Below are 24,229 nucleotides of genomic sequence, written 5' to 3'. Positions count from 1 at the left end.
ACTCAACTTTCCGTTACCCGCCTTCTCGGCTAAGTCGCCCCGCCTCCCGTCCGTTCCCCTTTTAACTCGCGTTTCGGACTATCTGGATCCATTTGACTGTGATTATGCTAAGGCAAGAATAGTGCCTTGAACGCCAGATTCCTATGCTACAATAGGCGCGATACTACGAATCTATCCTTGATCCTGCCTTCGGATTTTATCTTGATTACCTTGCAAATTTGGCGAATCCAGCTTAATTTCAGTCAAGTTTATCGCACTCTCAAGCAGCATGCCCCGGACGGTGTGAGCAAGCGTAAAACGGGCCAAAGCTGCGAACTTATCCGACCAACAGGGGGAACACGAATGAGCAAAGTAAGATACGGCATCGTCGGGGTAGGCAACATGGGCAGCGCTCACGCGGGCGTCATCCATAAAGGCGGCATCAAGGGAGCGGAGCTGGCCGCCGTGTGCGACGAGGTGCCGGCCAAGCGCGAATGGGCGCGGGAGCAATGGCCGGGCGTCGCCGTCTTCGACAGCTCGGAAGCGATGCTGGCTTCGGGGCTTGTGGACGCGGTTATTATCGCGAGCCCCCACTATAGCCATCCGGCCGAGGCGATCCAGGCGTTCGCCGCCGGGGTGCACGTGCTGGTGGAGAAGCCCGCCGGCGTCTACGCGAAGCAGGTTCGCGAGATGAACGAAGCGGCCGCGAAGAGCGGCAAGACGTTCGGCATCATGTACAACCAGAGAATGAACCCGCTCTACCGCAAGCTTCGCGAGCTGGTCCGATCGGGCGAGCTCGGCGAGATCCGCCGCACGAATTGGATCATCACGAACTGGTACCGGTCTCAGGCCTACTACGACTCGGGCTCGTGGCGGGCGACTTGGGCCGGCGAAGGCGGAGGCGTCCTGATCAACCAGTGCCCGCACCAGCTCGACCTGTGGCCGTGGACGATCGGCATGATGCCGGTCCGCATCCGCGCGTTCTGCCAGTTCGGCAAGCACCGGAACATCGAGGTGGAGAACGACGTGACCGCTTATGCCGAGTACGCGAACGGGGCGACCGGCGTGTTCATTACCTCCACGTCGGACGCCCCGGGCACGAATCGCCTCGAGGTGACCGGCGACCGCGGCAAAATCGTCATCGAAGACGGCAAAATGACGTTCTGGCGCCTGCGCCAGCCGGAGTCGGAATTCAATGCGACGAATAAGGCTCCTTTCGGTACGCCCGAAGCGTGGAAGGTGGAGATCCCGGACCAGGGACCAAGCCCCGAGCATGCGGGAATCATGCAGAACTTCACGGATGCCATCCTGAACGGCGCCGAGCTTGTCGCCCCGGGAGAAGAAGGCATCAACGGCCTGATTATCTCCAACGCGATCCACCTGTCGACATGGACGGACGGCTGGGTCGAGCTCCCGTTCGACGAGGAACTGCATTACGAGGAGCTGAACAAGCGCATCTCCTCCTCAACCTTCCGCAAGAACGAGACGGTCGCTCCTTCGGCGCCGGTCGACCTCAGCCGGACATTCTAATAGACAAGGGAGATCAGACTCGATGACCAACAATCAACCTCCTAGCGAAACGAACCGCGCCGACGGAATGAACTACGCTCCGGTGTCGGCGGTCAAGCCGAAGCCGGTCGTCGCCCCGGGCGAATTCGTCTTCGCCGCGGCGGCGCTCGATCACGGCCATATATACGGCCAGACCAACGGCCTGCTCGAAGCGGGAGCGACGCTGAAGTGGGTGTACGATCCCGACCCGGCCAAGGTCGAAGCCTTCCAACGCGTTTATCCGCAAGCCCAGCCAGCGGCCTCCCTGGAGCAAATCCTCCAAGATCCCGAAGTCAAGCTGGTAGCGGGAGCCGCCATTCCTTCGGAGCGCGCAGCGCTCGGCATCCGCGCGATGGAGAGCGGCAAGGACTACTTCACGGACAAGAGCCCGTTCACGACGTTGGAGCAGTTGGCACAAGCCAAAGCGGCGGCCGCGCGCACCGGGCGGAAATACATGGTTTACTACAGCGAGAGATTGCACGTCGAGAGCGCCGTTTATGCCGGACAGCTCATTCGCGAAGGAGCGATCGGCAGGGTCCTTCAAGTCATCGGCATGGGTCCGCACCGCTTGAACAAGAACGCTCGGCCGGACTGGTTTTTCCGCAAAGAGTATTACGGGGGCATTCTCTGCGATATCGGAAGCCATCAGATCGAGCAGTTCCTCTACTACGCAGGGTGCAAGGACGCGACGGTCCAGCACAGCAAAGTGGCCAATTACGCCAATCCCGACAAGCCGGAGCTGGAAGATTTCGGGGACGCGACGCTGATCGGAGACAACGGGGCGACGAACTACTTCCGCGTGGATTGGTTTACGCCGGACGGTCTCGCGACCTGGGGCGACGGCCGCACGCTGATCCTCGGGACGGAAGGCTATATCGAGCTGCGCAAATACATCGACGTCGGGCGCGAGAATACGGGGGATCATGTCTATCTGGTGAACCAGAGCGGACAATACCATTTCTCCGTGGCCGGGCAGGTCGGTTATCCGTTCTTCGGGGAATTGATCCTCGACTGCATCCATCGGACGGAGAATGCGATGACCCAGGAGCATGCGTTCAAGGCGGCGGAGCTGTGCCTGATCGCCCAGGAGCAAGCGGTGCGGGTGAACGGATAGGTTAGGCGTGCTACAATGTCCCTATCAAGCGCTCCGGAGGGGAGAACCTTGCCGCCTAAGCCATCCATGTCGATTAAGCCTTTCAAGCCTTCCATGCCTTCCAACCCGTCCTTGCCGCACGCCCGATATTCGCAGATGGAACAGCCGATCGAATGCATTTACCGGAGCGACTCCCCGATCCACGGGGCGCCGTTCCATTCGCATGCCTACTATGAGATCTATTATTTTCAGGAGGGCGAGTGCACGTACCTGATCGGCGACCAGCTGATGATGCTCCAGCCCGGCGACCTCATCCTGATGCACGGAATGACGCTGCATTGCCCGAATCCCTCGCCGCATGTCCCGTATGTGCGTTCGATCCTGCATTTCGACCCGGCATACGTGCATAAGCTGCTGCGGCCGGAGCCAGCCGCCAATCTGCTGAGGCCTTTCGAACGATTGCGAAACGTCAGGCTGGCGCTCGGACCCGAGGAGCAGGCGGAGATCGACAGCCGGTACAAGGAGCTGGCCATGCTGTTCGACGCCAGGAAGCGGGAAGGAGGAGCGGCTTCCCCGATCGACCGGCTGGACGTGGTGTTCCTGGAGCTTCTCGTGCTTATTCGCAAGTGGCTGGACAAGCCGACCGGAGAGAGCCGCCAGCGTCCGCAGCAAGAGGAGCATGTCCAAGGGGTAATCTCTTACTTGGAAGAGCATTATAAGGAAGACCTGACGCTGGATCGGATTGCCGACGCGCTCCATCTGACCAAGCCGTACCTGTCCAACCTGTTCCGAAGGGTGACCGGGACGACCGTGTTCAAGTACCTGTACAATCGACGAATCAACCAAGCGAAGATCCTGTTCCGCTTCGAGCCGTTCCGCTCGGTCTCGGCCGTCTCCAGGGAAGTCGGGTTCGGCCATCTGGCGCACTTCAGCCGACTCTTCAAGGCGACCGTCGGGATGAGCCCGCAGCAATATAGACGGCAAATGAGCGAGAATTCGGGAGAAAAGCCCGCGGAAGAGGAGCAAAATGAACGCTAAAATACCTAGGCAACGATTTATGAGAAGTCAAGGTTGCAAACATGAGTATTTTCTCATTCTTTTCTAAGAAAGCGTCTCGATCCGTTGGGTCATGGGGATTCCGCTTCACCTTGGAAAAAAATAGGGCATTGCAGGTGTGCTATAGTTTACCCAACGACAACGACACGGTTCGCTCTATCGCAGAGGGACGTTGGGAGGGCACACAGTGAAATTCGGCGGCATCAGGAAAAAGCTACTTATGGTTGGACTATTGACGGGGATCGGTTGGTTCGGAATGGCGGCCAGCCACTCGTCCACGACAAGCGCGGCTACGGCCGAATCGCTGGAGCTGCTCTCCTTCGGCAAGGATTACATAGGAACCCCTTATGTTTACGGAGCTTCGGGCATTAACGGCACTTCGTTCGACTGTTCCTCTTACACGCAATTCGTTTTCCGCCAGTTGGGCATCTCGCTCCCGAGAACCTCGGTCGAGCAGGCTTACATGGGCGAGCCGGTCTCGAAGGCTTACCTGAGCGTAGGCGACCTCGTCTTCTTCCGGACGGGCGGCGGTTGGATCTCTCACGTGGCGATCTACGCAGGCGATGGCAAGATCCTCCACGCGGCGAGCAGCTCGGGAGTGACGATCTCGAACCTGAACAGCACCTATTGGAAAAACAGCTACGTGACGGCGAGGCGGATTCTGTAAGGAAGCCGGGCTCGGCGCAAAAGCGAACGCGAAGCAATAGAAGCGGATTCTCCAGGCAGCTTGCCGAGAGGGAATCCGTTTTTTTGTTTGCCCGTTTTGCCTCAGATTAGCGGCCCGCAAACGGCCGATTTGAGGTATGATGTTTGGGTTAGCGTTGTTAGGGGGAATCGGAATGGCCGGGATCGCAATCTTACTTCTTTATAACTTGATCGGAACGGCGTTGCATGAGCTTCTGCATGTTCCGCTTCCGGGCAACGTGCTCGGGATGCTGCTGCTGACCCTATCGCTCCTGCTGGGTTGGGTAAAGCTGAGATGGCTGGAGGAATCCGCTCAGTTCCTGCTTAAGCATATGATGCTCTTTTTTGCTCCGACGATTGTCGGGGTTATCGCTTATTTCTCCGAGATCGGGGGGCGCTGGCCGCTCCTCGCGATCAATCTGATCGTCAGCATGGCCTCGGTGCTTCTCGTTACCGGCTGGGCGACGGGGAAGCTGGCCCGACGGGACGACGCGGAGGAGGCGGAACATGTCTAATTGGAGCGATCTGACGGGCGAGCCGATCTTCGGAATCTCGCTCACGCTAGGCGCGTACGTGCTGGCTCTCCGCTTGAATCGGCGATGGAAGTGGCTGCATCCTCTCTTTGCCTGCACGGGGGTTCTGATCGTTCTGCTGCTGGCTGCGGATATTCCCTATGAGAGCTACTCGGAAGGCGGGGACCTGATCACCTTCTTCCTCGGGCCGACGACGGTGGCCTTGGCGGTGCCGCTTTATAAGTCGCTTCTGTCGATGAGGAAGCACCTGAAGGCGGTCGCCATCGGGGTGACGCTCGGGTCCGTGGCCGGGCTGTGCGTCTCCTCGCTGATCGTCATGGCTTTCGGAGGCTCGAAGGAGCTGCTCGTCACGCTGCTCCCGAAGTCGGTCACGACCCCGATCGCGATCGAGCTGTCGAGGCAGTTGGGAGGCAGTCCGCAGCTTACCGGCGTCTTTACCGTGCTGACCGGCCTGCTGGGAAGCATGTTCGGTCCCGCGCTGCTGAAGCTGTTCCGCATTCGGAGCGATCTGGCGATCGGGGCGGCGGTGGGCACGTCGGCGCATGGCATCGGCACCGGAAGGCTGGCGAGGGAATCCGAAGCGCAAGCCGGCATAAGCGGGTTCGCGATGAGCTTGGCGGGAATGATCATGAGCATCCTGGGGATTCCGCTCGCTATCTGGTTATCGTGAGCGATTGCCAGTACAATAGAACGTGGACTAGATGATGGAAAGTGGAGGTAGGGCAATGAGGATTGGAGCGATTGAAGCCGGGGGAACGAAGTTCGTCTGCGGCGTCGGCGACGAGAACGGCACGGTACTGGATCGGGTCAGCTTCCCGACGGAGCAGCCGGAGAAGACGCTGGGACAAGTCATTTCGTACTTTAAAGATAAGCAGGTAGAAGCGATCGGGGTGGGAACCTTCGGTCCTATCGATATCGATCCGTCGAGCCCGACCTACGGGTACGTGACGACGACTCCGAAGCCGGGCTGGGCGAACTATCCGTTCCTGGACACGCTCAAGAAGGAGTTCGGCGTGCCGTTCGGCTGGGATACAGACGTGAACGCGGCTGCCTTCGGAGAAGCGACTTGGGGCGCGGCGAAGGGTCTCGACAGCGTCCTGTACTATACGATCGGAACGGGCGTGGGCGTCGGCGTTTATGCCGAGGGGAAAATGGTTCACGGACTCGTGCATCCGGAAGGAGGGCACGTGCTTACCCGGCGCCATCCGGAGGATACCTATGAAGGCTTCTGCCCGTACCACGGCGACTGCTTGGAAGGCATCGCGGCGGGTCCGGCCATCGAGCGCCGCTGGAAAGTGAAGGGCAGCGAGCTGCCGGTCGACCATCCGGCTTGGGAGATGGAGGCGTTCTATATCGGCCAAGCGTTGGGCAACGCCATCCTGACGCTCTCTCCGAAGAAGATCATCCTCGGCGGAGGCGTCATGCACCAGATGCAGCTGTTCCCGCTCATCCACGCGGAGGTTCGCAAGAACCTGAACGGCTACGTGAGCGCCAAGGCGATCGCGGAAGGCATCGCCGACTACATCGTGCCGCCGGGACTCGGCGACAACGCGGGCCTGTGCGGCTCGATCGCCCTTGGGCTTCAGGCTTGGAAGAACAAATAATCGTTTGTTGGAGATCCGCCCTTCTTGCCGGGGGCGGATTGTTTGCTTTGCGGGGGAAAGTGCGGCGTTGGGGAAGCGGGGCAGCGAGACAGAGTTGGGGAAGCGAGATAGTCGAAGAAATCGACTAACGGAGCGTGATAGCCGGGCCGGGGAAGCGAGATAGTCGAAGAAATCGACTAACGGAGCGTGATAGCCGGGCCGGAGAAGCGAGATAGTCGAAGAAATCGACTAACAGAGCGTGACAGACTGGCCGGAGGAAGCAGGTAAAGCTGCGCGAGTGCGGAGTTATTGAACAAATGGCAATAACTCGGTGAGAGAGAGGGATCAGCGTGCGGAGTTATTGAACAAATGGCAATAACTCGGTGAGAGAGAGGGATCAGCGTGCGGAGTTATTGAACAAATGGCAATAACTCGATGAGAGAGAGGGGTCAGCGTGCGGAGTTGTTGAACAAATGGCAATAACTCGGTGAGAGAGAGGGATCAGCGTGCGGAGTTATTGAACAAATGGCAATAACTCGGTGAGAGAGAGGGTTCAGCGTGCGGTGCGCGAGGGATGGCCAATGTGATCAATAGACCCAACTATTCGCCCAAAGCTCCTATACGCCTATAGCCCCCCCTGATCGCACTCTTACGCCGCATTTCGCCGCAAATCATCATTTTCCGCCGAAAAACCGAGGGAAATTAACAAATTTCTGTTGAAAGCTCGGGTTAGCGTGTTTAAACTAATACCGACTTCTTCGTTTCGGACGGTTAGGGGTATAGAAGAACGGAAGTGGATTCAAGCTAGACGAATAACGCGATACGGAAGCTTTTGACAAGGGAGGACGGATATGTCGACCAAGACCATTATTCAGTTTAATAACGTGACCATGAAGTATGACAGCGACGACGCGATCCTTAAAGACGTGAGCTTCGAGCTCGAGCCGGGGAAGTTCTACACTCTCCTCGGTCCTTCGGGCTGCGGCAAAACGACGATCCTAAGGCTGATCGCGGGCTTCCTCACGCCTTCGGAGGGCGATATCTACCTGAACGGCGTTCGGATCAACGACGTTCCGGCGAACAAGCGCCAGGTGAACACGGTGTTCCAGGATTACGCGTTGTTCCCTCATCTGAACGTGTTCGAGAACGTGGCGTTCGGTCTTCGCATCAAGAAGCTGAAGCAAGCCGAGATCGAGAAGAAGGTGACGGAAGCGCTGCGCTTCGTCAACTTGTCCGGCTACGAGCGCAGGGAGATAGGCGAGATGTCCGGCGGCCAGCGCCAGCGGGTGGCCATCGCGCGGGCGATCGTGAACGAGCCGGCGGTGCTGCTGCTGGACGAGCCCCTGTCGGCGCTTGACCTGAAGCTGCGTACCGAGATGCAGTCGGAGCTTCGCGAGCTGCAGCGGAGGCTCGGCATTACGTTTATTTTCGTCACGCATGACCAAGAGGAAGCTCTCGCGATGTCGGACGAGATCTTCGTGCTCAACAAGGGAACCATCCAGCAGAGCGGCACGCCGACGGATATTTACGACGAGCCGATCAACCGTTTCGTCGCGGACTTCATCGGGGAGTCCAACATTCTTCCCGGCACGATGGTTCGCGATTACCTGGTGCAATTCGCCGGCAAGTCGTTCGATTGCGTGGACGGCGGCTTCCACGACGGGGAGCCGGTCGAGGTCGTAATTCGCCCGGAGGACCTGGAGATCACGTCTCCCGAGAAAGGCAAGCTGAAGATCCGCGTCGATTCGCAGCTGTTCCGCGGCGTTCACTACGAGATCGTCGGCATCGACGAATCGGGCAGCCGGTGGCTGGTCCATTCGACGCGCAAAGCGGCCGTCGGCGAAGAGATCGGGCTGGACTTCGATCCCGAGGCGATACATATCATGAGGTTCAACGAGACGGAAGAAGAGTTCGACCGGCGGATCGAAGAATTCACCGAGGTGAGCGGCGATGAGGACTAGGTCGCGCAACTATTACCTGGCGCCTTATCTGCTCTGGATCATCCTGTTCGTGGCGGCTCCGATCCTGCTGATCGTGTATTACTCATTCCAGGATGTCGAAGGCGGTTGGACGCTGAGCAACTACGCCAACTTCTTCACCTCCGTCTATCTGAAGATGACGATCAGCTCGTTCTGGTACGCGCTGCTGATCACGTTCTTCTCGCTCGTTATCGCGTATCCTACCGCTTATTTATTAACGAAGACGAAGCACAAGCAGCTCTGGCTCCTGCTGATCATCGTGCCGAGCTGGGTGAACCTGCTGCTCAAGACGTATGCCTTCATCGGGCTGTTCGGCACCTACGGGCTGACGAACGAGCTGCTCGAGGCGGTCGGAATCGGGCGCCAACAGATCCTGTTCACCGACTTCAGCTTCGTGTTCGTATCGGTCTATATTTTTATCCCGTTTATGCTGCTGCCGATCTACAACTCGCTGGAAGAGCTTAATCCGTCGCTGATTCACGCGGCGCGCGATCTGGGAGCGTCCGCCTGGACGACCATTCGCAGAGTCGTTATTCCGCTGACGATCGATGGCGTGAAGTCCGGCTGCCAAGCGGTATTCATTCCGGCTCTGTCGCTCTTCATGATCACCCGTCTGATCGCGGGTAACCGCGTCATCACGCTGGGCACGGCGATCGAGCAGCACTTCCTCGTCACGCAGGACTGGGGCATGGGCGCAACCATCGCGGTGTTCCTCGTCATCGTGATGGCGATCATCATGGTCATTACCGGCCGCAAAAGGAGGGGGACGCGATGAAAAGCAGCCAAGGCTGGAAGTGGTCGCATCTGTACCTGATCCTCGTCTTCGTCGTGCTGTATGCTCCGATATTTTATCTGGTCGCCTACTCCTTCAACAGCGGGGGAACGATGCACGGGTATGACGGCTTTACGTTGGAATGGTACGGAGAGGTGTTCTCCGATACCCGGCTTCTGATCATCGTGCTGAACACGTTCGTTATCGCGTTGTTCTCTTCGCTCATCTCGACGATTCTGGGCATTATCGGAGCGATCGCGATTCACCGGGTGCGCAAGCAGCGGACCAAGAACGCGCTGCTGTCCCTCAACAACGTGCTTATCGTGAATCCGGATGTGGTCATCGGCGCGTCGTTCCTTATTCTTTTTACGATGATCGGTTTGAAGCTTGGCTTCGGTTCCGTGTTGATCTCGCACATCGCCTTCAGCGTTCCGATCGTCGTTATCATGATCCTGCCCAAGCTGCAGGAGATGAACGCCTCCCTTGTGGACGCGGCCCGGGACCTCGGAGCGAACGGCTGGAACGTGCTGACGAAGGTCATCCTTCCGTACATCAAGTCGGGGGTCTTCGCGGGCTTCTTCATGGCGCTGACCTATTCGCTTGACGACTTCGCCGTGACGTTCTTCGTGACCGGCAACGGATTCTCGACCTTGTCCGTCGAGATCTACTCCCGCGCCCGCCAAGGAGTCGCGCTCAGCATCAACGCCTTGTCCACGCTGCTCTTCCTGTTCACGATCCTGCTCGTCGTGGGCTACTACTTCATCAACCGGCGCAGCGGTCGCATTCAGGAAGCGGGTGCGCGTCTATGAAGCAGCTCGTAAGGCTGGGCATCGGGATTCTGGTCGTCGCCTTCGCCTTGATGTACCTGACCAAGTACCTGAATTCCGAGCAGGGCTATTCCGGCGGGAATACGCTCACCGTCTATAACTGGGGAGACTATATCGACCCCGACCTGATCGCGGAATTCGAAGAACAGACGGGAGTCAAGGTCATCTACCAGACCTTCGATTCCAACGAAGCCATGATGACGAAGATCCAGCAAGGCGGCACGACCTTCGACGTCGCGGTTCCGTCCGACTATGCGATCAGCAAGATGATGGAAGATAACCTGCTGCTCCCGATCGATCATTCCAAGGTTCCGAACCTGAAGAACATTGATCCGCGATTCATGGACCTCAGCTTCGATCCGGGCAACGTGTATTCCGTCCCTTATTTCTGGGGCACGGTAGGCGTCGTCTATAATCCGGAGCTCGTGGGAGACCTGACGTTCGACAGCTGGAACGATCTATGGAGTCCGGAGCTTCGCAATCAAATCCTTCTCGTGGACAGCGCTCGCGAGGTGATGGGCATGGGGCTTAACAGCCTGGGCTATTCGCTCAACGACAAGAACGAGGATCACCTCCAGGAAGCGCTCAAGAAGCTGAAGACGCTGACGCCCAACGTGAAGGCGCTTGTCGGCGACGAGATCAAGATGCTGCTCGCGAACGAGGAAGCGGCGGTCGGCCTTGTCTGGTCGGGCGACGCTTCGGAGATTCTGAGCGAGAACGACAAGCTCGATTACGTCGTGCCGAAGGAAGGCTCCAACCTGTGGTTCGACAACATGGTCATCCCGAAAACGGCCAAGAACCTGGACGCTGCCCATCAGTTCATCAACTTCATGCTCGATCCGGAGGTCGCGGAGCGGAACGCGGAGTATGTCGGCTATTCGACTCCTAACCGGGAGGCGCTCAAGCTGCTTCCGGCCGAGATCTCGGAAGACGAACGCTTCTACCCGAACGACGAGCTTACAAGCAAGCTCGAAGTTTACGACAACCTCGGCAAGAAGATGCTCGTTCACTACAACGAGCTTTTCCTGGAATTCAAGATGCACAGCAAGTAAGACCGATAGGCGCAGATGGCAGGGCCGCTTTCCGATCATGCAGGTTGGACGGCGGCCTTCCTGCGAAGGAAGCGAGAACGCGAATAAAGCGATTGTGCGAATGCGCGAATGTGCGAATGAATGTTGCAAGGGGCGGGACATCGGTTCCGTTAAGTGGGAAAAGGCTCCAATGGGAAGATGCACGCATCAGGGGAGGCGAACGACAGCATGAGATTTCTAGCATTGGATCATCCGGACCGCGCAGCGTGGCCTGCGGCTTTGGAGATCTACCATGAGGCTTTCCCCGACCCGAAGGGAAGGAAGCCGGACCGGGTTATCGAGCGGATGTTCGGCGAAGGACAAGGATTGCTGTTCGCGTTAGCCGAAGAGAGCGGCGGCGTCTCCGCTTTCGCATTCGCCGGCGTGCTGCCCGAAGCGAACGTGCTGCTGATCGACTACATCGCCGTCCGGGCTTCCGAGAGAAGGCGCGGACTCGGCGGTAAGCTGATGGAAGAGATCGAAGAAGAAGCGCGGCGGAGGAAGCTGGACGGACTGCTGATCGAGGTAGAGGCCGAGGAGACGCCGGATAATCTTGCCCGCATCCGCTTCTGGTTAAGCTGCGGCTTCGAGCTGACGGAGTACGTTCATGCGTACACCTGGGTTCCGGAGCCTTACCGGGCCATGATCTTGTCGTTCGATCCGGCGAAGCCTCTTCCCGCGGACGGCAAAAAGCTGTTTAAACACATATCGAAGTTTCACTCTCGTGCCTATCGGGGGTATACCGACAAAGGCTAGAGCTGAAGCTGCGGAGGAGTCCGACGTTTATGAGCAGAGTTAAGAACGGCAAAGCGAATGCCTATCTATTGATCTCGCAGATCGTTTATGTCTTGATGGGAATTCCCTGGCTGTTCGTCGCCGTCATGGCGACGATGGGCTTCGACAATCCCGATACGGAATCGGCTTCTTATTTCTGGTTTATGTCGCTATATATCGTCAACTGGCTTTATCCGATCGCTCTTCTTGTTGCTTGCGGGGTAAGCTGGGCACTTTACCATCTTAAGAAATTCAAGGCGGCCGTGTGGGTGAACCAGATTCCGCTTCTCTGGCTGCTTCCGTTAATCGCGCTTCTCGTTTATGTGGTCACATCGTAAGGGAGGGGCTTGCCCAGGCTAGATCGACGCTTACGACCTTATTCCCTATCATTCGCTTGGTAATCCGCGGCGAAATCGTATAAAATCATATAGAATCAAGAGTCTGGAACTTTTTGTCGGGAGGGCTCTCAAACGTGCTATTCTATCTAATCGCGGCAGTTATGCTGGCAGCCGATCAGCTGTCCAAGATATGGGTGAGGTCGAACCTGGATCCCGGCGAAGCGACGACGGTCTGGGGCGGCACGGTTCATCTCGTCCATCTGAACAACACGGGAGCGGCGGGCAGCTCGTTCCAGGGCTATGGAGTGTGGTTCGTCCCGGTTGCCGTGGTCGTCCTCGCGTTCGTGCTGTACAGCCGTTACCAGGGAAGATTGAAGTCGACGTGGATGCAGGTCGGAACGGGATTGTTCGTCGCCGGGGCCGTAGGCAACGCGATCGATCGCGTGCTTTACTCCGGAGTCACGGACTTCATCAAGCTGAAGGGCGAAGGCGGGGTCATGAACGTCGCGGACATCTGCCTCAACATCGGCTTGATCGTGCTTCTGATCGCGATGTTCGTCGGCCGGAAGAAACACCGCGCACCAGCCAAGCATTTGCCATGAGCGGAAGCCCGAAGAGGCAGCCTCGGGGTCATCGACCCTTGGGAGCTGCCTCTTCTTGTTTGAATCTTTAGACGATCATCCGGCGGTAGATCAGGAGCGCGGCGCCGAAGGCGACGGCGTCCTCCTGCAAGGCTCCCTTGCTGAATGCCGGCCGGTATTCATCCGAGTGGTACACGTTGCGCAAGGCGGCATCGGCGGCAATGGAGAAGGCACCTTCATAAGCCGACAATAAGGCGCCGCCAAGAATGACCTTCTCCGGGTGCAGAGCGTTGACCAGATTCGCAAGGCCGACTCCCAGGTAAGAGGCGGAGCGGTCGAACAGCTCTTGAACGAGGGGATCCCCCTTCGCCATTGCTTCGAGCAGGTCGTCGAAATCGAGGTCTTCCGGGTTGGAGAGCTCGCTCAGAATAGAGGAACTTCCGCTCTTCAATAGAGCCCGGGACTGCGTCTCCAGGGCTTGAATGGAAGCGAAGGCTTCCAACGCCCCGGGATTGCCTCTGCCTTGAAGCCTTGGGCCGTCGACCTGTATGATCATCTGGCCGATGGAGCCTTCCATATCGGTGGCGCCGTAGACGATCTGGCCGCCGGACATGACCGCCGAGCGGAGGCCGTAGCCGACGCTGACATAGAGCATATGCCGGATGTTCTCGTCCCGCATCGCCCAATGTTCGCCGAGCAGAGCCATGTTCGCGCCGTTCTCCAGCGTGCACGGAATGCCGATCCGTTCTTCAAGAAGACGAGTGATCGGCACGTTCGTCCAACCCGGCGACGGGAAGTACAGCGGCTTTTGAATCAGGCCCTCGCCCGGAAGTAGCGGGCCGACGGCGCCGATTCCGATGCCGATGATCCTCTCCGGTGGGATGGCCCGTTCCTTACGAGCGCGATCGAGGAAGGCTTCGACCCGATCGATCAACGCTTCAGGGGTCATTCGGTCGTCCATTCTCCAGCGTTCGGAAACAAGCTTGTTCATATTCATATCGAATAAGGCGATGGAGGAGAAGATCCGAGAGATCTCCAGTCCGACGGCGTAACCGTATTCGGGATTCAACCGATACAGGAGCGGCCTCCGGCCTCCGGTGGAGTCGCCGTGCCCGCTAAGCTGAAGCACGTTCTCCGAGATCATCTCCTCCAACAGCCGGGTCATGCTGGTGCTCGTGAGGGATAACGCGTCCATGAGCTCCCCTTTGGAGACGATTCCCTTATCCAGAACCCGATCGAAGACTCTTTTCTTAGCAGTAGGAGCAGGCGTGACGGACAGAGGACTCATGCGTGTTCCCTCCTTTAAGCCGATCAAAATGATAGGGTTTAACAGCCGATTCTTATTATAGAGGACATGCCATCATATGGCTAGTCCACCCCTCTTGGTGCCGCCGTTCCACCCCATTCCCCCCCCCATACCGCATGATTCCGCTCGGATTCGCCGGTATAAACAAAAGATTTTCTTCGAATAACAAAGTCTTATGATCGTTTTGCTCACAACTTAATTCCAAAATGGAATAAAGGTGATATAGTAGAGATAGGATTTGCTTTAGGGGGGAAATAGCTATGCTGAAGAACAACAGAGGAAAAACGAGCGAGTTGGCGGAGCTATTGCTTATCTTTGCCCGGATCGGCCCGATGACCTTCGGGGGAGGCTTCGCCATGATTCCGTTGATCACCGAAGAGGTCGTGACCAAGCGGGCGTGGCTGGATGCCAAAGAGATGGACGACATGCTCTCCATCGCGAGTTCCGCTCCAGGCGGAGTCGGAGTGAACGCGGCGGCGTTCGTCGGCTACCGGAGAGCGGGAGTGCTCGGGGCGATAGCGGCCGTGGTCGGCATCACGATTCCGACGCTGATCATGGGCTTGCTGTTCTACGTGTTCTATTCGCTGCTGGAAGACAACGTCAAGGTGCAAGCCGCGCTCAAAGGCATTCACGGGGCGGTCATCGGCCTTATGCTGACGACCGCATACCGCATGTCCAAGACGGCCATTTTCGATAAAATGACGATCGGTCTCGCTTGCGTGTCGCTGCTGGGCCTAACGATCCTTCATCTGAACCCCCTGCTGGTCATCGTCTGCGGAACGGTCATTGGAGTGGCCTACCTCTTCATCGAAGAGAAGCTGGGCCGCCGCATCGCGACGGAGAGCCGACGGAAGGCGAAGAGGAAGCCTGAGGTCTACTATCCGGAATATTACATCTAGAGGAGCGGTTGCGCATGCTGGAATCATTGATTCTAACCTTTCTGAAAATCGGGCTGCTCTCTTTCGGCGGAGGGTATGCGGTTATCCCGGCTATTCACTCGGAGGCGGAGGGCCATGGGTGGCTCGACGAATCGGCTCTCGCCCACACGGTATCCATCGCCGCGATGTCCCCCGGTTCCATTGCGACCAATATCGCCTCCTTGATCGGCTACCGGATCGATGGGGTTCCCGGGGCGCTCCTGTCTACGGTCAGCATTATTCTGCCTTCGGTCGCCATTACCATCTTGATCGCGATTTTTTTCTACCGGATGCGGGAGAGCAAGTGGATGAGATACGTACTGTACAGCCTTCGTCCCATCATCACGATGCTGATTCTATATGCGGCGATCAAGCTGCTCGGGGTGAACTCCGCTTCCATCACCGACTGGACCGCGATCGCCACCGTCTTGATCATCGGAGGTTCGGTTTACGCCATGCTGCGCAGCAAGCTGCATCCGGTGCTCATTATCGTCGCTTCCGGGCTGACGGGGATTATTTTGTTCTGAGGGAGGGCCTCGGGTTCGGTTCAGGAACGAAGGTATGAAAATAACCATACAGGCTGCCGATAATCCGGCAGCCTGTATTCTTATCCCGTTATTCGCTTTCCACGAGCTCGTCCAACGAGGTATGCGGATCGCGGTTAGCGGCCTCCATGATTTCGCGGTCTACTTCGCTTCCGCCTTGGATGGCCTGTGCCGCATCGGCCTGCTCTTGCAATTGTTCTTCAATTTGTCCGCTTCCCAACGCGCCTTGGTGATTCCGGCTTGATGACATCGCGTTTCCCTCCCCTAAAATTCCGTGAGCTTATTTTTTGTTGGAACCCGCAACTTCGGAGTCCTGATTATTTCCGGGGGTTCGTCTTCCGTTGTTGTTCTTCTTCGATTGGCGAGACATGAATGTGCTCCTTTCCGTAAGCATCTGCATCGCAGCCATAACCAATTGCTTCCTTGGGAAGTATGTCCCGTGTCGTTGACCTTAATTCGCATAAGAGTTGGGAGCTTAACTGGCTGCGGTTGAGATAGTGTCGTACGGCAACATCTGGCGAGGGAATTGGCACTGTGGCGGCCGAGATAGTCTCATCCGAGACTATCTCCGGAACAAACACCGTTCAACCCGCCGAGATAGTCTCATCCGAGACTATCTCCGGAACAAACACCGTTCAACCCGCCGAGATAGTCTCATCCGAGACTATCAGTTTCTCTACAGGCTGAAGAGGACAATAGTGCTGTACGGCATCTCGAGCTGAAGCTGGATATGTAGAGCAACATCCACGGTCAAATCTCGGAGCAATGGAACAGCGAGGCCTAGCAGCGACTGGTTATAAGATGAAAAAACCCCGGGAAACGTCCGGACTCTTCCGGACGATCCCAGGGCTGATCTTGCTTGCGCGTTTACACCTTGAAGCGAAGCACGTTCCAAGAAGCCTTCGGCAGCTGCGCGGTGAACACCGCGCCTTCCGAAGCGACCGTGCCCGCGCCGTTGCGCGGCGCCACGCGGTCCGGCTGCTCCGCCGTGTTGGCGGCGTAGACGTCGTCGCATTCCATAAGGATATGCTCGATCAAGCTCGCGGAGCCGAAGCTGCGCAGGTCGATGTCGAACGGCAGCGCATCGGTAAGATGGCGGTTCACGGCGAACACGGTGAGCTCGCCGGCTTCCTCGTTGTGAACCGCGACCGTCTCGACATACGGCACGTCCGTAAAGTCCGCGCAATCGTACTTAGGCGACGAGACCAGAGGCTGAAGCACGGTTCCGCGCCCGAGCACGCTTGCATGCATGTAAGGGTAGTAGATCGTCTGCTTCCACGCGCGTCCGCCGTTCTCGGTCATGATCGGAGCGATGACGTTGACGAGCTGAGCCATGCAGGCCATCTTCACCCGGTCCGCGCGCTTAAGCATGCTGATGAGCATACAGCCGACGACCAGAGCGTCCTGGTGATTGTATACGTCCTCGAGCTGCGGAGGCGCGATCTGCCAAGGCTCCAGCTTCTTGTCCGATTCGTTGGAATGATACCAGACGTTCCACTCGTCGAAGCTGAGGTTGATCGTCTTCTTGCTGCGCTTCTTGCCCTTGATATAATCGCAGGTCGCGATGACCGTGTTGATAAAGTCGTCCATGTCGAGCGAGTTCGCGAGGAAGGAGGCGCTGTCTCTCTTCGTATTGTTGTAATAGCGGTGAAGGGAGATGTACTCGACATGCTCGTAGGTGTGGTCGAGAACGGTCGCTTCCCATTCCGGATACGTCGGCATGAACGTGCCGGAGCTTCCGCAGGCGACGAGCTCGATCGTCGGGTCGACCCACTTCATGACCTTCGCGGTCTCCAGAGCGACGCGACCGTATTCGGCCGCCGTCTTGCCGCCGATCTGCCAAGGGCCGTCCATCTCGTTGCCGAGGCACCATGTCTTGATATTGTGGGGCTCGCGGTAACCGTGCTGAATCCGCAGATCGCTCAGGTAAGAACCGGACGGATGGTTGGCATACTCCACCAGGTCGCGGGCTTCATCCGGTCCGCGCGTGCCGAGATTGACCGCCATCATCGCCGTCGTATTCGCCTTCTTGCACCAGGACATGAACTCGTTCAAGCCGAACGTATTCGGCTCGATCGTACGCCAAGCAAGCTCAAGGCGCTTCTTGCGCTCCGCGACCGGACCGACGCTGTCCTCCCAACGGAAGCCCGATACGAAGTTGCCTCCCGGGTAACGGACAATCGGAACCTGCAGCCCTCGCACGAGCTCGAGGACGTCGGTCCGGAAGCCTTCCTCGTCAGCGGACGGATGCCCCGGCTCGTAGATTCCCCCATAAACCGCGCGGCCCAGATGCTCGATGAACGAACCGTACAGTCGAGGATCGACCTCGCCTACACGAAATTCCTTTTCCACCTTGATTCTAGCGTTGCTTGACACGACAATCACCTCTGTGAAATAATATAAATATTAATCGGATTATAGAAATATTATCTATTATATTAATAACACGCTACTCGCAATTCTGTAAACGTTTTTTTAAGGTTGCCGAAATGACTCATCCCATCTGATACCAACGCAAAGCATCTGCTCGGCTCCGAAGCGGGGGAACGAGCTGAAGTGTGGTACTGGGTGCAATAATTCGGCGGGCATGCGAGATGGAGGGATCGGCGATTCTACAAGCCAATACGGAGCGCAAGTGGCTTCCTACATATGAAGCGTTGGCCAGCGAGGTCCGCTTGGGCGTTCTCGAGCTGCTGGCCGTCCGGGAGATGAACGTGAAGGAGCTGGCTCAAGCGATGAAGCTCAGCGCTCCGATCATGACGATGCACATCCGCAAGCTGGAGGAAGGCGGGCTGATCCGGACGCAGATGGTGCGCAAGGAAGGCGGAACGCACAAAATGTGTTCCCTGGCGACGGACGGAGTAGAGGTGACTTTTCCTCTTCCCGCCGTATCGGCGGAGCGGAGAATCATTCAAGAGGTATCGATTCCCGTCGGCCATTACACGCGCTACGAGATACACCCGACCTGCGGGCTAGCCTCGCGGGACAAGCTGATCGGCCAGTTCGACGATCCTCGCTACTTTCTGGAGCCGGAGCGGATGAACGCGCAGATTCTCTGGTTCGGCAAGGGCTTCGTCGAGTACCAGATTCCGAATTACCTGGTGGCCGGGCAGGGAGCGAAGGAGATCGAGCTCTCGGTGGAGATCGGTTCGGAGGCTCCCCAGATCAACAAGAATTGGCCGTCGGATATCCATTTCTATCTTAACGGGGTATGCCTGGGCATCTGGACGAGTCCCGGCGACAGCGGAGACGGCCGCGGGCTGCTCACGCCCGCATGGTGGAAGAACGAATTGAACCAATACGGCTGGCTCAAAATGATTCGGATCGGCGAGGACGGAACGTACGTGGATGGGCAGAAGCTGTCGGAGGTGACGCTCGCGGACGTGCCGATGTCGCGGAACGATTGGACGATCCGCTTCGAGGTGCCCGACACCGCCGAGCATGTCGGCGGCTTGACGATCTACGGCGAAGCGTTCGGCAACTATGCCCAGGATATTTTGTTCCGGGTCTATGCGTAATCAGAACGCAATAAGGCGGCATTCGGGAATGTTCCCGATGCCGCCTTTCGTGATGGAGCCGCAACCCGATAAAGTCAGGTTACGGAGCGCCCTTATTCGAACAACTGCAGCTCTTCTGCCCTGCGAAGCGCCTGGATCCGGGACGACACGCCGAGCTTCCCGTAGATCCGGCTCAGGTAAACCTTGACGGTTCCTTCCGTCAGATGCAGCCTATCGGCGATCTCCCGGTTCGCCGCTCCGCGAACCGCTTCGAGCAGCACGGCGCTCTCTTTCGGGGAGAGCGGCTCGATGAGGCGCTCCGAAGGCATAGGAGCTTCTTTAAGCGGGAACCGGCCGATCAGCCGTTCCAGATATTCCTCCGAGATGCCGCGATGCTCTTCCCGATTCCGCTGCTCCTTGAATTGCATCAGCAAGGAACGCATCGGCTCGCCTTCATCGACGAAAGCGCGTATATAGCCGTTCGCCTCGCCGAGGGCGAGCGCTTCTCCCAGATGGGCGAAGGCTTCGCTTCGGTAGCCTCTCTGCGCATTAAGCAAAGCCTGCAACGCTTCCGCGTCCACGATGCCGACGATACAGCCTTCCCGGCGATTCAGCCGGTTCAGCGTCTCGAGCAGACCGAGCGCGTCCTTCTCCTTGCGCTTCGCGCCGAGCAGCCTGGCGTAGGTCAGATACTCCAGGTTCTTCATGAGGGAGGGCTTGTTCGGGGCGGCCAGCTTCAGCGAGGAGAGCAGCGTCTCCGCCAGAGCCGTATTCCCCGCCCGCAGATGCAGGCCAGCCTGGAATGCGTGAAGCGGGGCGAGCCACCGAGGCTCCCGAAGCTCGTCCCGAACGAGCTCGATCGTGTCCTCGATCGTTCGGTGCGCCTCCTTCTCGCTGCCTTCCGCCCATTGAAGCCGCGCGGCGGCAACGAGGTTCGGCACCAGCAGGCCCGCGATCCGATGCTTGCGCGCGATCGGTTCGATTCGACGCAACAGGCGGCGGCTGTCTCCCAGCCGATCCCATTCGTAGTATCCTTCGGCCAGCGACTGGACGATGTATTGGGTGAACAGCGACTGCCCCCAGCCGTGCGAGTCCAGAATGCCGATGATCCTGCCCGCGATCGCCTCCGTCTCGGGGGTCTGCATGCCGCGCAAGCCGAAAGCCGTTCTTCGGACGAACGGCTCGTTCGTATTGTAGTTGAAACGGTAAAGCAGAGGACTTTCCGGCAGCATGTCGGGAATCCGGTCGGCGTAGGAATACCATTGTTCGTAGTCTCCGGAGGAGAAGGCCAGGTTGATCTTCGCGAAGAACAGGCTGCTCCGCATCTCCTGCCGCTCTTCTCCGGGCTCCGCATCCGCCGCGAACCGCTCCAGCCTCCGCAGCTCTTCCGCAGCCGACTCGAACTGACCGGTTACGATCAGCGTGAATGCGTAGAGGAGCCTTATCTGGAACGGAAGGGCTTCCGTGGGAAGGCGGTTCATCCAACGCAGCAGCGTGCTCCATTCCCCTCTCTCGATAACGGAGGAGATTTGAGCTCCCAGCAACCCGATGGCCGTGCCGATATCCCCTGCTTCGAGCGAATGCTCCAGCGCCTCTTCAAGCAGCGAACGCCCCGCGAGATGATCGGCCGCCAGCCGGTGAAGCGCGACGGCGAGCTCGGGATCTTCCTTCAAGAGCTGCGTCTTCAAGAACATCGAGAACAGATGGTGGTACCGATACCAGCCCTGCGTGTCGTCCAGCGGTACCAGGAACAGGTTCAGTCTCTGCAGCCGGTCGAGCATCGCCCGGCTGTCGTTGCCTAGCGTAACCGCCTCGCAGCATTCGGCGTCGAAGCGCGAGAGGATCGAAGTCCGGAGCAGGAAGCGGCGGATATCCGCGGGCAACTGACCGAGAACCTCTTCTAGAAGGTACTGGATCAGGCCGCGATCGGAGCCGGAATATTGGAGGAAGAATCGGTCCGGATCTTCGTGCTCCTTAAGAGTCAAGACGAGCAATTGAAGGCTTGCCGCCCATCCTTCCGTCCATTTCTGCAGCAATTGGATTCTCTCGTCGGAGAGCCGGAGGCCGCTCGTATCCTGACAGAACCGGCGGGTCTCTTCTTCCGTGAACTCGAGCTGCCGGGACCCGATGTCGATCAGCTTTCCTCGAACGCGCCATTTGGACGTCGTCGACAGAGGAAGCTCGGAGCGGCTGGCGATGACGAGCCGGACTCCTTCCGGCAGGTGATCGATGAGGTAACCGACGCTGTCGTGAATGAAGGCCGCCGAGATGGTATGGTAATCGTCGAGAACGAGCGTGAGAAGCCCGCCTTCCTCGCGTTCCTCCAATTCCTGAAGGAGGGCATCCAGAATGGTAGGCATCGCCACATTCGGATAGGCCTGGAGCAGCGGCTCCATTCTCTCCCCGAATCCGGGTGGCAGATGAGCTTGAAGCGCGTGAATCGCATATCTCCAGAATTTCATAAGGTCGTTATCCGTCTCGTCGAGCGAATACCACGCGATCTTGGAGGAGGACTGTTCGGCCCATTGGCCGATCAGGGTCGTCTTCCCGAAGCCGGCCGGAGCGCAGACGAGCGCAAGCCGCCCATCCGTTGTCCGGTTCAGGCGATCGAGCAGCCTCTGCCGGCGAACGCCCCCGCTGCGCGGAACGGGAATCTTGATTTTGGTCTGGAGCAGAATGGGGGTGTGCACGTAAGCCTCTCTCCTTGCCGCTTTCAAATCGTATACCGGTTAATTTCAATATATCGCAATTTGCCGGCCCCCGTCGAAAAAGATTTCTTTTTGTTAACCAAAGTGAATCGTTTCCCGTGCTACTTTGAGCTATTATCCTATCGAAGTTCGAGATATTAAATCAGAGGGATGATAGAGATGAACAGATCGGGTTGGAAAATAGGCTTATGTGCGCTGGCGTTCCTGCTGGCGGTATCCGGGTGGTTCGGCGGGCCGTTCGATGGAGCTTCCGTTGCCTCCGCGGCTGCTTCCGGCAGCGCCATCGGCCAGGATATCGATGGGCATTGGGCGGAAGCGTCTCTTCGGCAGGCGGTCGAGGATGGATGGCTGACCGGAGACGAGAACGGCAAGGTGGCGCCGGATCGCCGCATCACCCGCGCCGAGCTGATGGCGCTGGCGAACCGCGCGTTCGGCCTCAAGGACACGGCCGAGGTCTCGTTCTCGGATGTCCCGCAGGCGGCATGGTATGCGCCCGAGGTCGCGATAGCCGTGAAGGCCGGTTACGTATCCGGTTATCCGGACGGAACAGCGAGGCCGAACGAGCAGGTAACGAGGCAGGAGACGGCCGCGATGCTGGCCGGCCTGACGCAGAAGCTCCTTGGCGCTGAAGCGGCCAAGGGAGAAGGCGTCAGCTTCACCGATGGAGCGGACATCGGGAACTGGAGCGCGGAGGCGGTGAAGACGCTGGCCGGGCTTGCGATCCTGAAGGGCTTCCCGGACGGAACCTTCCGGCCGAACAGCCCGATTACCCGCGCGGAGGCGGTTGTTGCACTGGCGCGGCTGAAGGCTCTGGCGGCGAAGCCCGAATCCGAGCCTGACAAGCCGACCGTCTATGGCCAAGCGGGAACCTACGGACCGGATAGCGGATCGGAGGTCATCTCCGGAGACGCGATGATCCAGACGGGCGGAGTGACCCTGCGGAATGTCACGATTAAAGGAGACCTGACCTTGACGAAGGAAGTCGGCGAAGGGGATGTCACCCTCGAGAACGTCAAGGTAGAGGGCGACACGCTCGTCAACGGGGGAGGAGCGAACAGCGTTCATCTGATCGACTCCGTCATCGCTTCCTTGATCGTAAGCAAGGAAGGCGGAGAAGTTCGGATCGTCGCCCAAGGCACGACCCAGATCTCGCAGGCGGAGTTCCGAAGCGTCGCGGTGTTCGTCGTGGAATCCGGGGCGAAGGTGGAGACGCTGACCGTTCACGCCATCGTCAAGGTAACCGGACAAGGTATCATCGTTACCGCCCGCCTCTATGTATCGGGCTCGACCCTGGAGCTCAGGCCGCAGAATATCGAAGCCGCCGAAGGCATCGAATACTTCTCCGGGGTAGTCAGCTCCGGAGGGAGCGGCAGCGGCGGCGGTCCCAAGCCGGATCCGGCGCCTGTCGTCACGGGAGTGGCGAATGGAGCCCATTATGCCGTTGCCGTAACGCCGAGAAGCTCGGACAAGGATATCGCGAGCGTCGAGCTGCGGAAGGACGAAGCGGTCGTAGACGGCTACGAGCTCGGCGACGAGATCGTCGAGAACGGCAGCTATGTGCTGACGGTGACGGATAAAGGCGGCCATGTCGCAACGGTAAGCTTCACTCTCGAACTTCCCGTGCAGCTCATTCCGGAGCTCGATTCCATCGGGATGGACGATACGATGCTGAACCTGAACGTTCATGTCACGAATACGGGGGAAACGATCGACAACGTTATCAACGGCGTGAGAGTAACCGTTCCGAACTATGACGGAGACGAGATCTACGGCAGCTACAATGATGGATATGACAGCTTCTACTTGGAGCGGGCAGGCTCAAGCGATGACTTCATCGGATATTTCCCGGAGCATTACGTTTATGGCACCGGTATGGTTAACGATCCGTATCCTTTGATCGGCGGCTGGGATACGTCCGTTGGCTACGGCCTCGACCTGGGGCATTTCACGGAAGCGCAGACGGTCAAAGTGCATGTTTGGATCGCGGATGCCGACCAGCCGGAGGAATCGCATGCCTTGTACCGCATGAGAGAACTCCGCATTCCGCTCGAAGCCAACTACGTCGGCCCGATCGATGATCTGGAAGTGATCAGCGTGGCGGAAGGCTATGCGCAGGTGCGTTTCACCTATCCGACGGATGCGAGGGAGATCTACATCGGCTATGGCGCGAGCATTCCGGGCGAGGATTCCTTCTGGGACCATTACAAGGATGCCTATCTGGAAGACGCCGTGACGGACAGCGTGACGGGCAAAGTAACGCTCGAGCTATGGCTTTCCTTCGCGACGAGCGATCCCTATTACCTACAGATGACTGTCTATGGGGGAAAATACGACGGACAGTCCAACATCATTCACGTGGAATCGGCCCCGGAGATTCCGGATCCCCAAGCATAAAGGCAAAAGCCGTACCTGGCATCCTGGGCCAGGTACGGCTTTCTT

General features: G+C 58.2%; 22 protein-coding genes. 18 read left to right on the top strand and 4 right to left on the bottom strand.

What is annotated here, in order from left to right; genetic code table 11:
- Positions 1–342: 342 nt before the first annotated feature.
- The 14 genes from ELR57_RS13220 (at position 343) to lspA (ending at position 12,838) form a co-directional block, all read left to right on the top strand.
- Positions 343–1,509 carry a Gfo/Idh/MocA family protein gene (locus ELR57_RS13220; RefSeq protein ID WP_126959553.1) on the top strand — a complete coding sequence of 389 codons (1,167 nt, stop codon included), beginning with the start codon at positions 343–345 and terminating at the stop codon, positions 1,507–1,509.
- A gap of 22 nt (positions 1,510–1,531) precedes the next feature.
- Positions 1,532–2,641 (top strand): Gfo/Idh/MocA family protein, encoded by a 1,110-nt coding sequence (locus ELR57_RS13215; protein WP_126959552.1) that lies wholly within the window; start codon positions 1,532–1,534, stop codon positions 2,639–2,641.
- A gap of 48 nt (positions 2,642–2,689) precedes the next feature.
- Positions 2,690–3,658: a helix-turn-helix domain-containing protein gene (locus ELR57_RS13210; RefSeq protein ID WP_238162515.1), complete on the top strand. Its 969-nt coding sequence runs from the start codon at positions 2,690–2,692 to the stop codon at positions 3,656–3,658.
- A gap of 238 nt (positions 3,659–3,896) precedes the next feature.
- A complete protein-coding gene (locus ELR57_RS13205; RefSeq protein ID WP_126959551.1) occupies positions 3,897–4,343 on the top strand; it encodes a C40 family peptidase in 447 nt (148 codons plus the stop codon).
- Between the two features lie 172 nt (positions 4,344–4,515).
- Positions 4,516–4,875, top strand: coding sequence for a CidA/LrgA family protein (locus ELR57_RS13200; protein WP_126959550.1), 360 nt, complete (start codon positions 4,516–4,518; stop codon positions 4,873–4,875).
- The gene (locus ELR57_RS13195; RefSeq protein ID WP_126959549.1) at positions 4,868–5,563 is read left to right on the top strand and encodes an LrgB family protein; all 696 of its coding nucleotides are present in this window, start codon (positions 4,868–4,870) and stop codon (positions 5,561–5,563) included. Before ELR57_RS13200 ends, ELR57_RS13195 begins: the two co-directional genes overlap by 8 nt.
- Before the next feature lie 55 nt (positions 5,564–5,618).
- Entirely contained in the window at positions 5,619–6,497 is an 879-nt protein-coding gene (locus tag ELR57_RS13190; RefSeq protein ID WP_126959548.1) for an ROK family protein, read from the top strand.
- Between the two features lie 830 nt (positions 6,498–7,327).
- Complete coding sequence (locus ELR57_RS13185; protein WP_126959547.1) at positions 7,328–8,437, top strand: ABC transporter ATP-binding protein; 1,110 nt, start codon at positions 7,328–7,330, stop codon at positions 8,435–8,437.
- Entirely contained in the window at positions 8,427–9,230 is an 804-nt protein-coding gene (locus ELR57_RS13180) for an ABC transporter permease (RefSeq protein WP_126959546.1), read from the top strand. Before ELR57_RS13185 ends, ELR57_RS13180 begins: the two co-directional genes overlap by 11 nt.
- Positions 9,227–10,036 carry an ABC transporter permease gene (locus ELR57_RS13175; RefSeq protein ID WP_126959545.1) on the top strand — a complete coding sequence of 270 codons (810 nt, stop codon included), beginning with the start codon at positions 9,227–9,229 and terminating at the stop codon, positions 10,034–10,036. Before ELR57_RS13180 ends, ELR57_RS13175 begins: the two co-directional genes overlap by 4 nt.
- Positions 10,033–11,106 (top strand): ABC transporter substrate-binding protein, encoded by a 1,074-nt coding sequence (locus ELR57_RS13170; protein ID WP_126959544.1) that lies wholly within the window; start codon positions 10,033–10,035, stop codon positions 11,104–11,106. Before ELR57_RS13175 ends, ELR57_RS13170 begins: the two co-directional genes overlap by 4 nt.
- Positions 11,107–11,313: 207 nt before the next feature.
- Positions 11,314–11,880 (top strand): GNAT family N-acetyltransferase, encoded by a 567-nt coding sequence (locus ELR57_RS13165; RefSeq protein ID WP_158630024.1) that lies wholly within the window; start codon positions 11,314–11,316, stop codon positions 11,878–11,880.
- A gap of 29 nt (positions 11,881–11,909) precedes the next feature.
- Positions 11,910–12,236 carry a hypothetical protein gene (locus tag ELR57_RS13160; protein ID WP_126959542.1) on the top strand — a complete coding sequence of 109 codons (327 nt, stop codon included), beginning with the start codon at positions 11,910–11,912 and terminating at the stop codon, positions 12,234–12,236.
- Positions 12,237–12,370: 134 nt separating this feature from the next.
- A complete protein-coding gene (gene lspA, locus ELR57_RS13155; RefSeq protein ID WP_126959541.1) occupies positions 12,371–12,838 on the top strand; it encodes a signal peptidase II in 468 nt (155 codons plus the stop codon).
- Between the two features lie 67 nt (positions 12,839–12,905).
- On the opposite strand, the gene ELR57_RS13150 is transcribed toward lspA, so the two are convergent.
- Positions 12,906–14,105, bottom strand: coding sequence for an ROK family protein (locus ELR57_RS13150; protein ID WP_126959540.1), 1,200 nt, complete (start codon positions 14,103–14,105; stop codon positions 12,906–12,908).
- Positions 14,106–14,383: 278 nt separating this feature from the next.
- On the opposite strand from ELR57_RS13150, the gene ELR57_RS13145 reads away from it, so the two are divergent.
- Both ELR57_RS13145 and ELR57_RS13140 read left to right on the top strand, forming a co-directional pair.
- A complete protein-coding gene (locus ELR57_RS13145) occupies positions 14,384–15,022 on the top strand; it encodes a chromate transporter (protein WP_126959539.1) in 639 nt (212 codons plus the stop codon).
- Positions 15,023–15,036: 14 nt separating this feature from the next.
- Positions 15,037–15,567 (top strand): chromate transporter, encoded by a 531-nt coding sequence (locus tag ELR57_RS13140; protein ID WP_126959538.1) that lies wholly within the window; start codon positions 15,037–15,039, stop codon positions 15,565–15,567.
- Positions 15,568–15,655: 88 nt separating this feature from the next.
- Here ELR57_RS13140 and ELR57_RS13135 read toward each other — a convergent pair whose 3' ends face one another.
- Together ELR57_RS13135 and arfA are read right to left on the bottom strand one after the other, a co-directional pair.
- A complete protein-coding gene (locus tag ELR57_RS13135; protein ID WP_126959537.1) occupies positions 15,656–15,835 on the bottom strand; it encodes a hypothetical protein in 180 nt (59 codons plus the stop codon).
- 617 nt (positions 15,836–16,452) lie between these two features.
- The gene (gene arfA / locus ELR57_RS13130; RefSeq protein ID WP_126959536.1) at positions 16,453–17,961 is read right to left on the bottom strand and encodes an arabinosylfuranosidase ArfA; all 1,509 of its coding nucleotides are present in this window, start codon (positions 17,959–17,961) and stop codon (positions 16,453–16,455) included.
- Positions 17,962–18,179: 218 nt separating this feature from the next.
- Between arfA and ELR57_RS13125 the strand changes: the two genes are divergently transcribed.
- Positions 18,180–19,103, top strand: coding sequence for a helix-turn-helix domain-containing protein (locus ELR57_RS13125; protein ID WP_126959535.1), 924 nt, complete (start codon positions 18,180–18,182; stop codon positions 19,101–19,103).
- A gap of 92 nt (positions 19,104–19,195) precedes the next feature.
- On the opposite strand, the gene ELR57_RS13120 is transcribed toward ELR57_RS13125, so the two are convergent.
- Entirely contained in the window at positions 19,196–21,772 is a 2,577-nt protein-coding gene (locus ELR57_RS13120) for a winged helix-turn-helix domain-containing protein (RefSeq protein WP_126959534.1), read from the bottom strand.
- 177 nt (positions 21,773–21,949) lie between these two features.
- Between ELR57_RS13120 and ELR57_RS13115 the strand changes: the two genes are divergently transcribed.
- The gene (locus ELR57_RS13115) at positions 21,950–24,184 is read left to right on the top strand and encodes an S-layer homology domain-containing protein (protein ID WP_158630023.1); all 2,235 of its coding nucleotides are present in this window, start codon (positions 21,950–21,952) and stop codon (positions 24,182–24,184) included.
- The last annotated feature ends 45 nt before the right edge of the window (positions 24,185–24,229 follow it).

The sequence above is a fragment of the Cohnella sp. AR92 genome (assembly GCF_003990975.1).
Classification (GTDB): domain Bacteria; phylum Bacillota; class Bacilli; order Paenibacillales; family Paenibacillaceae; genus Cohnella.
Note: the sequence above shows the minus strand (reverse complement) of the source record. Positions and strands in the feature narration are given on the sequence as shown.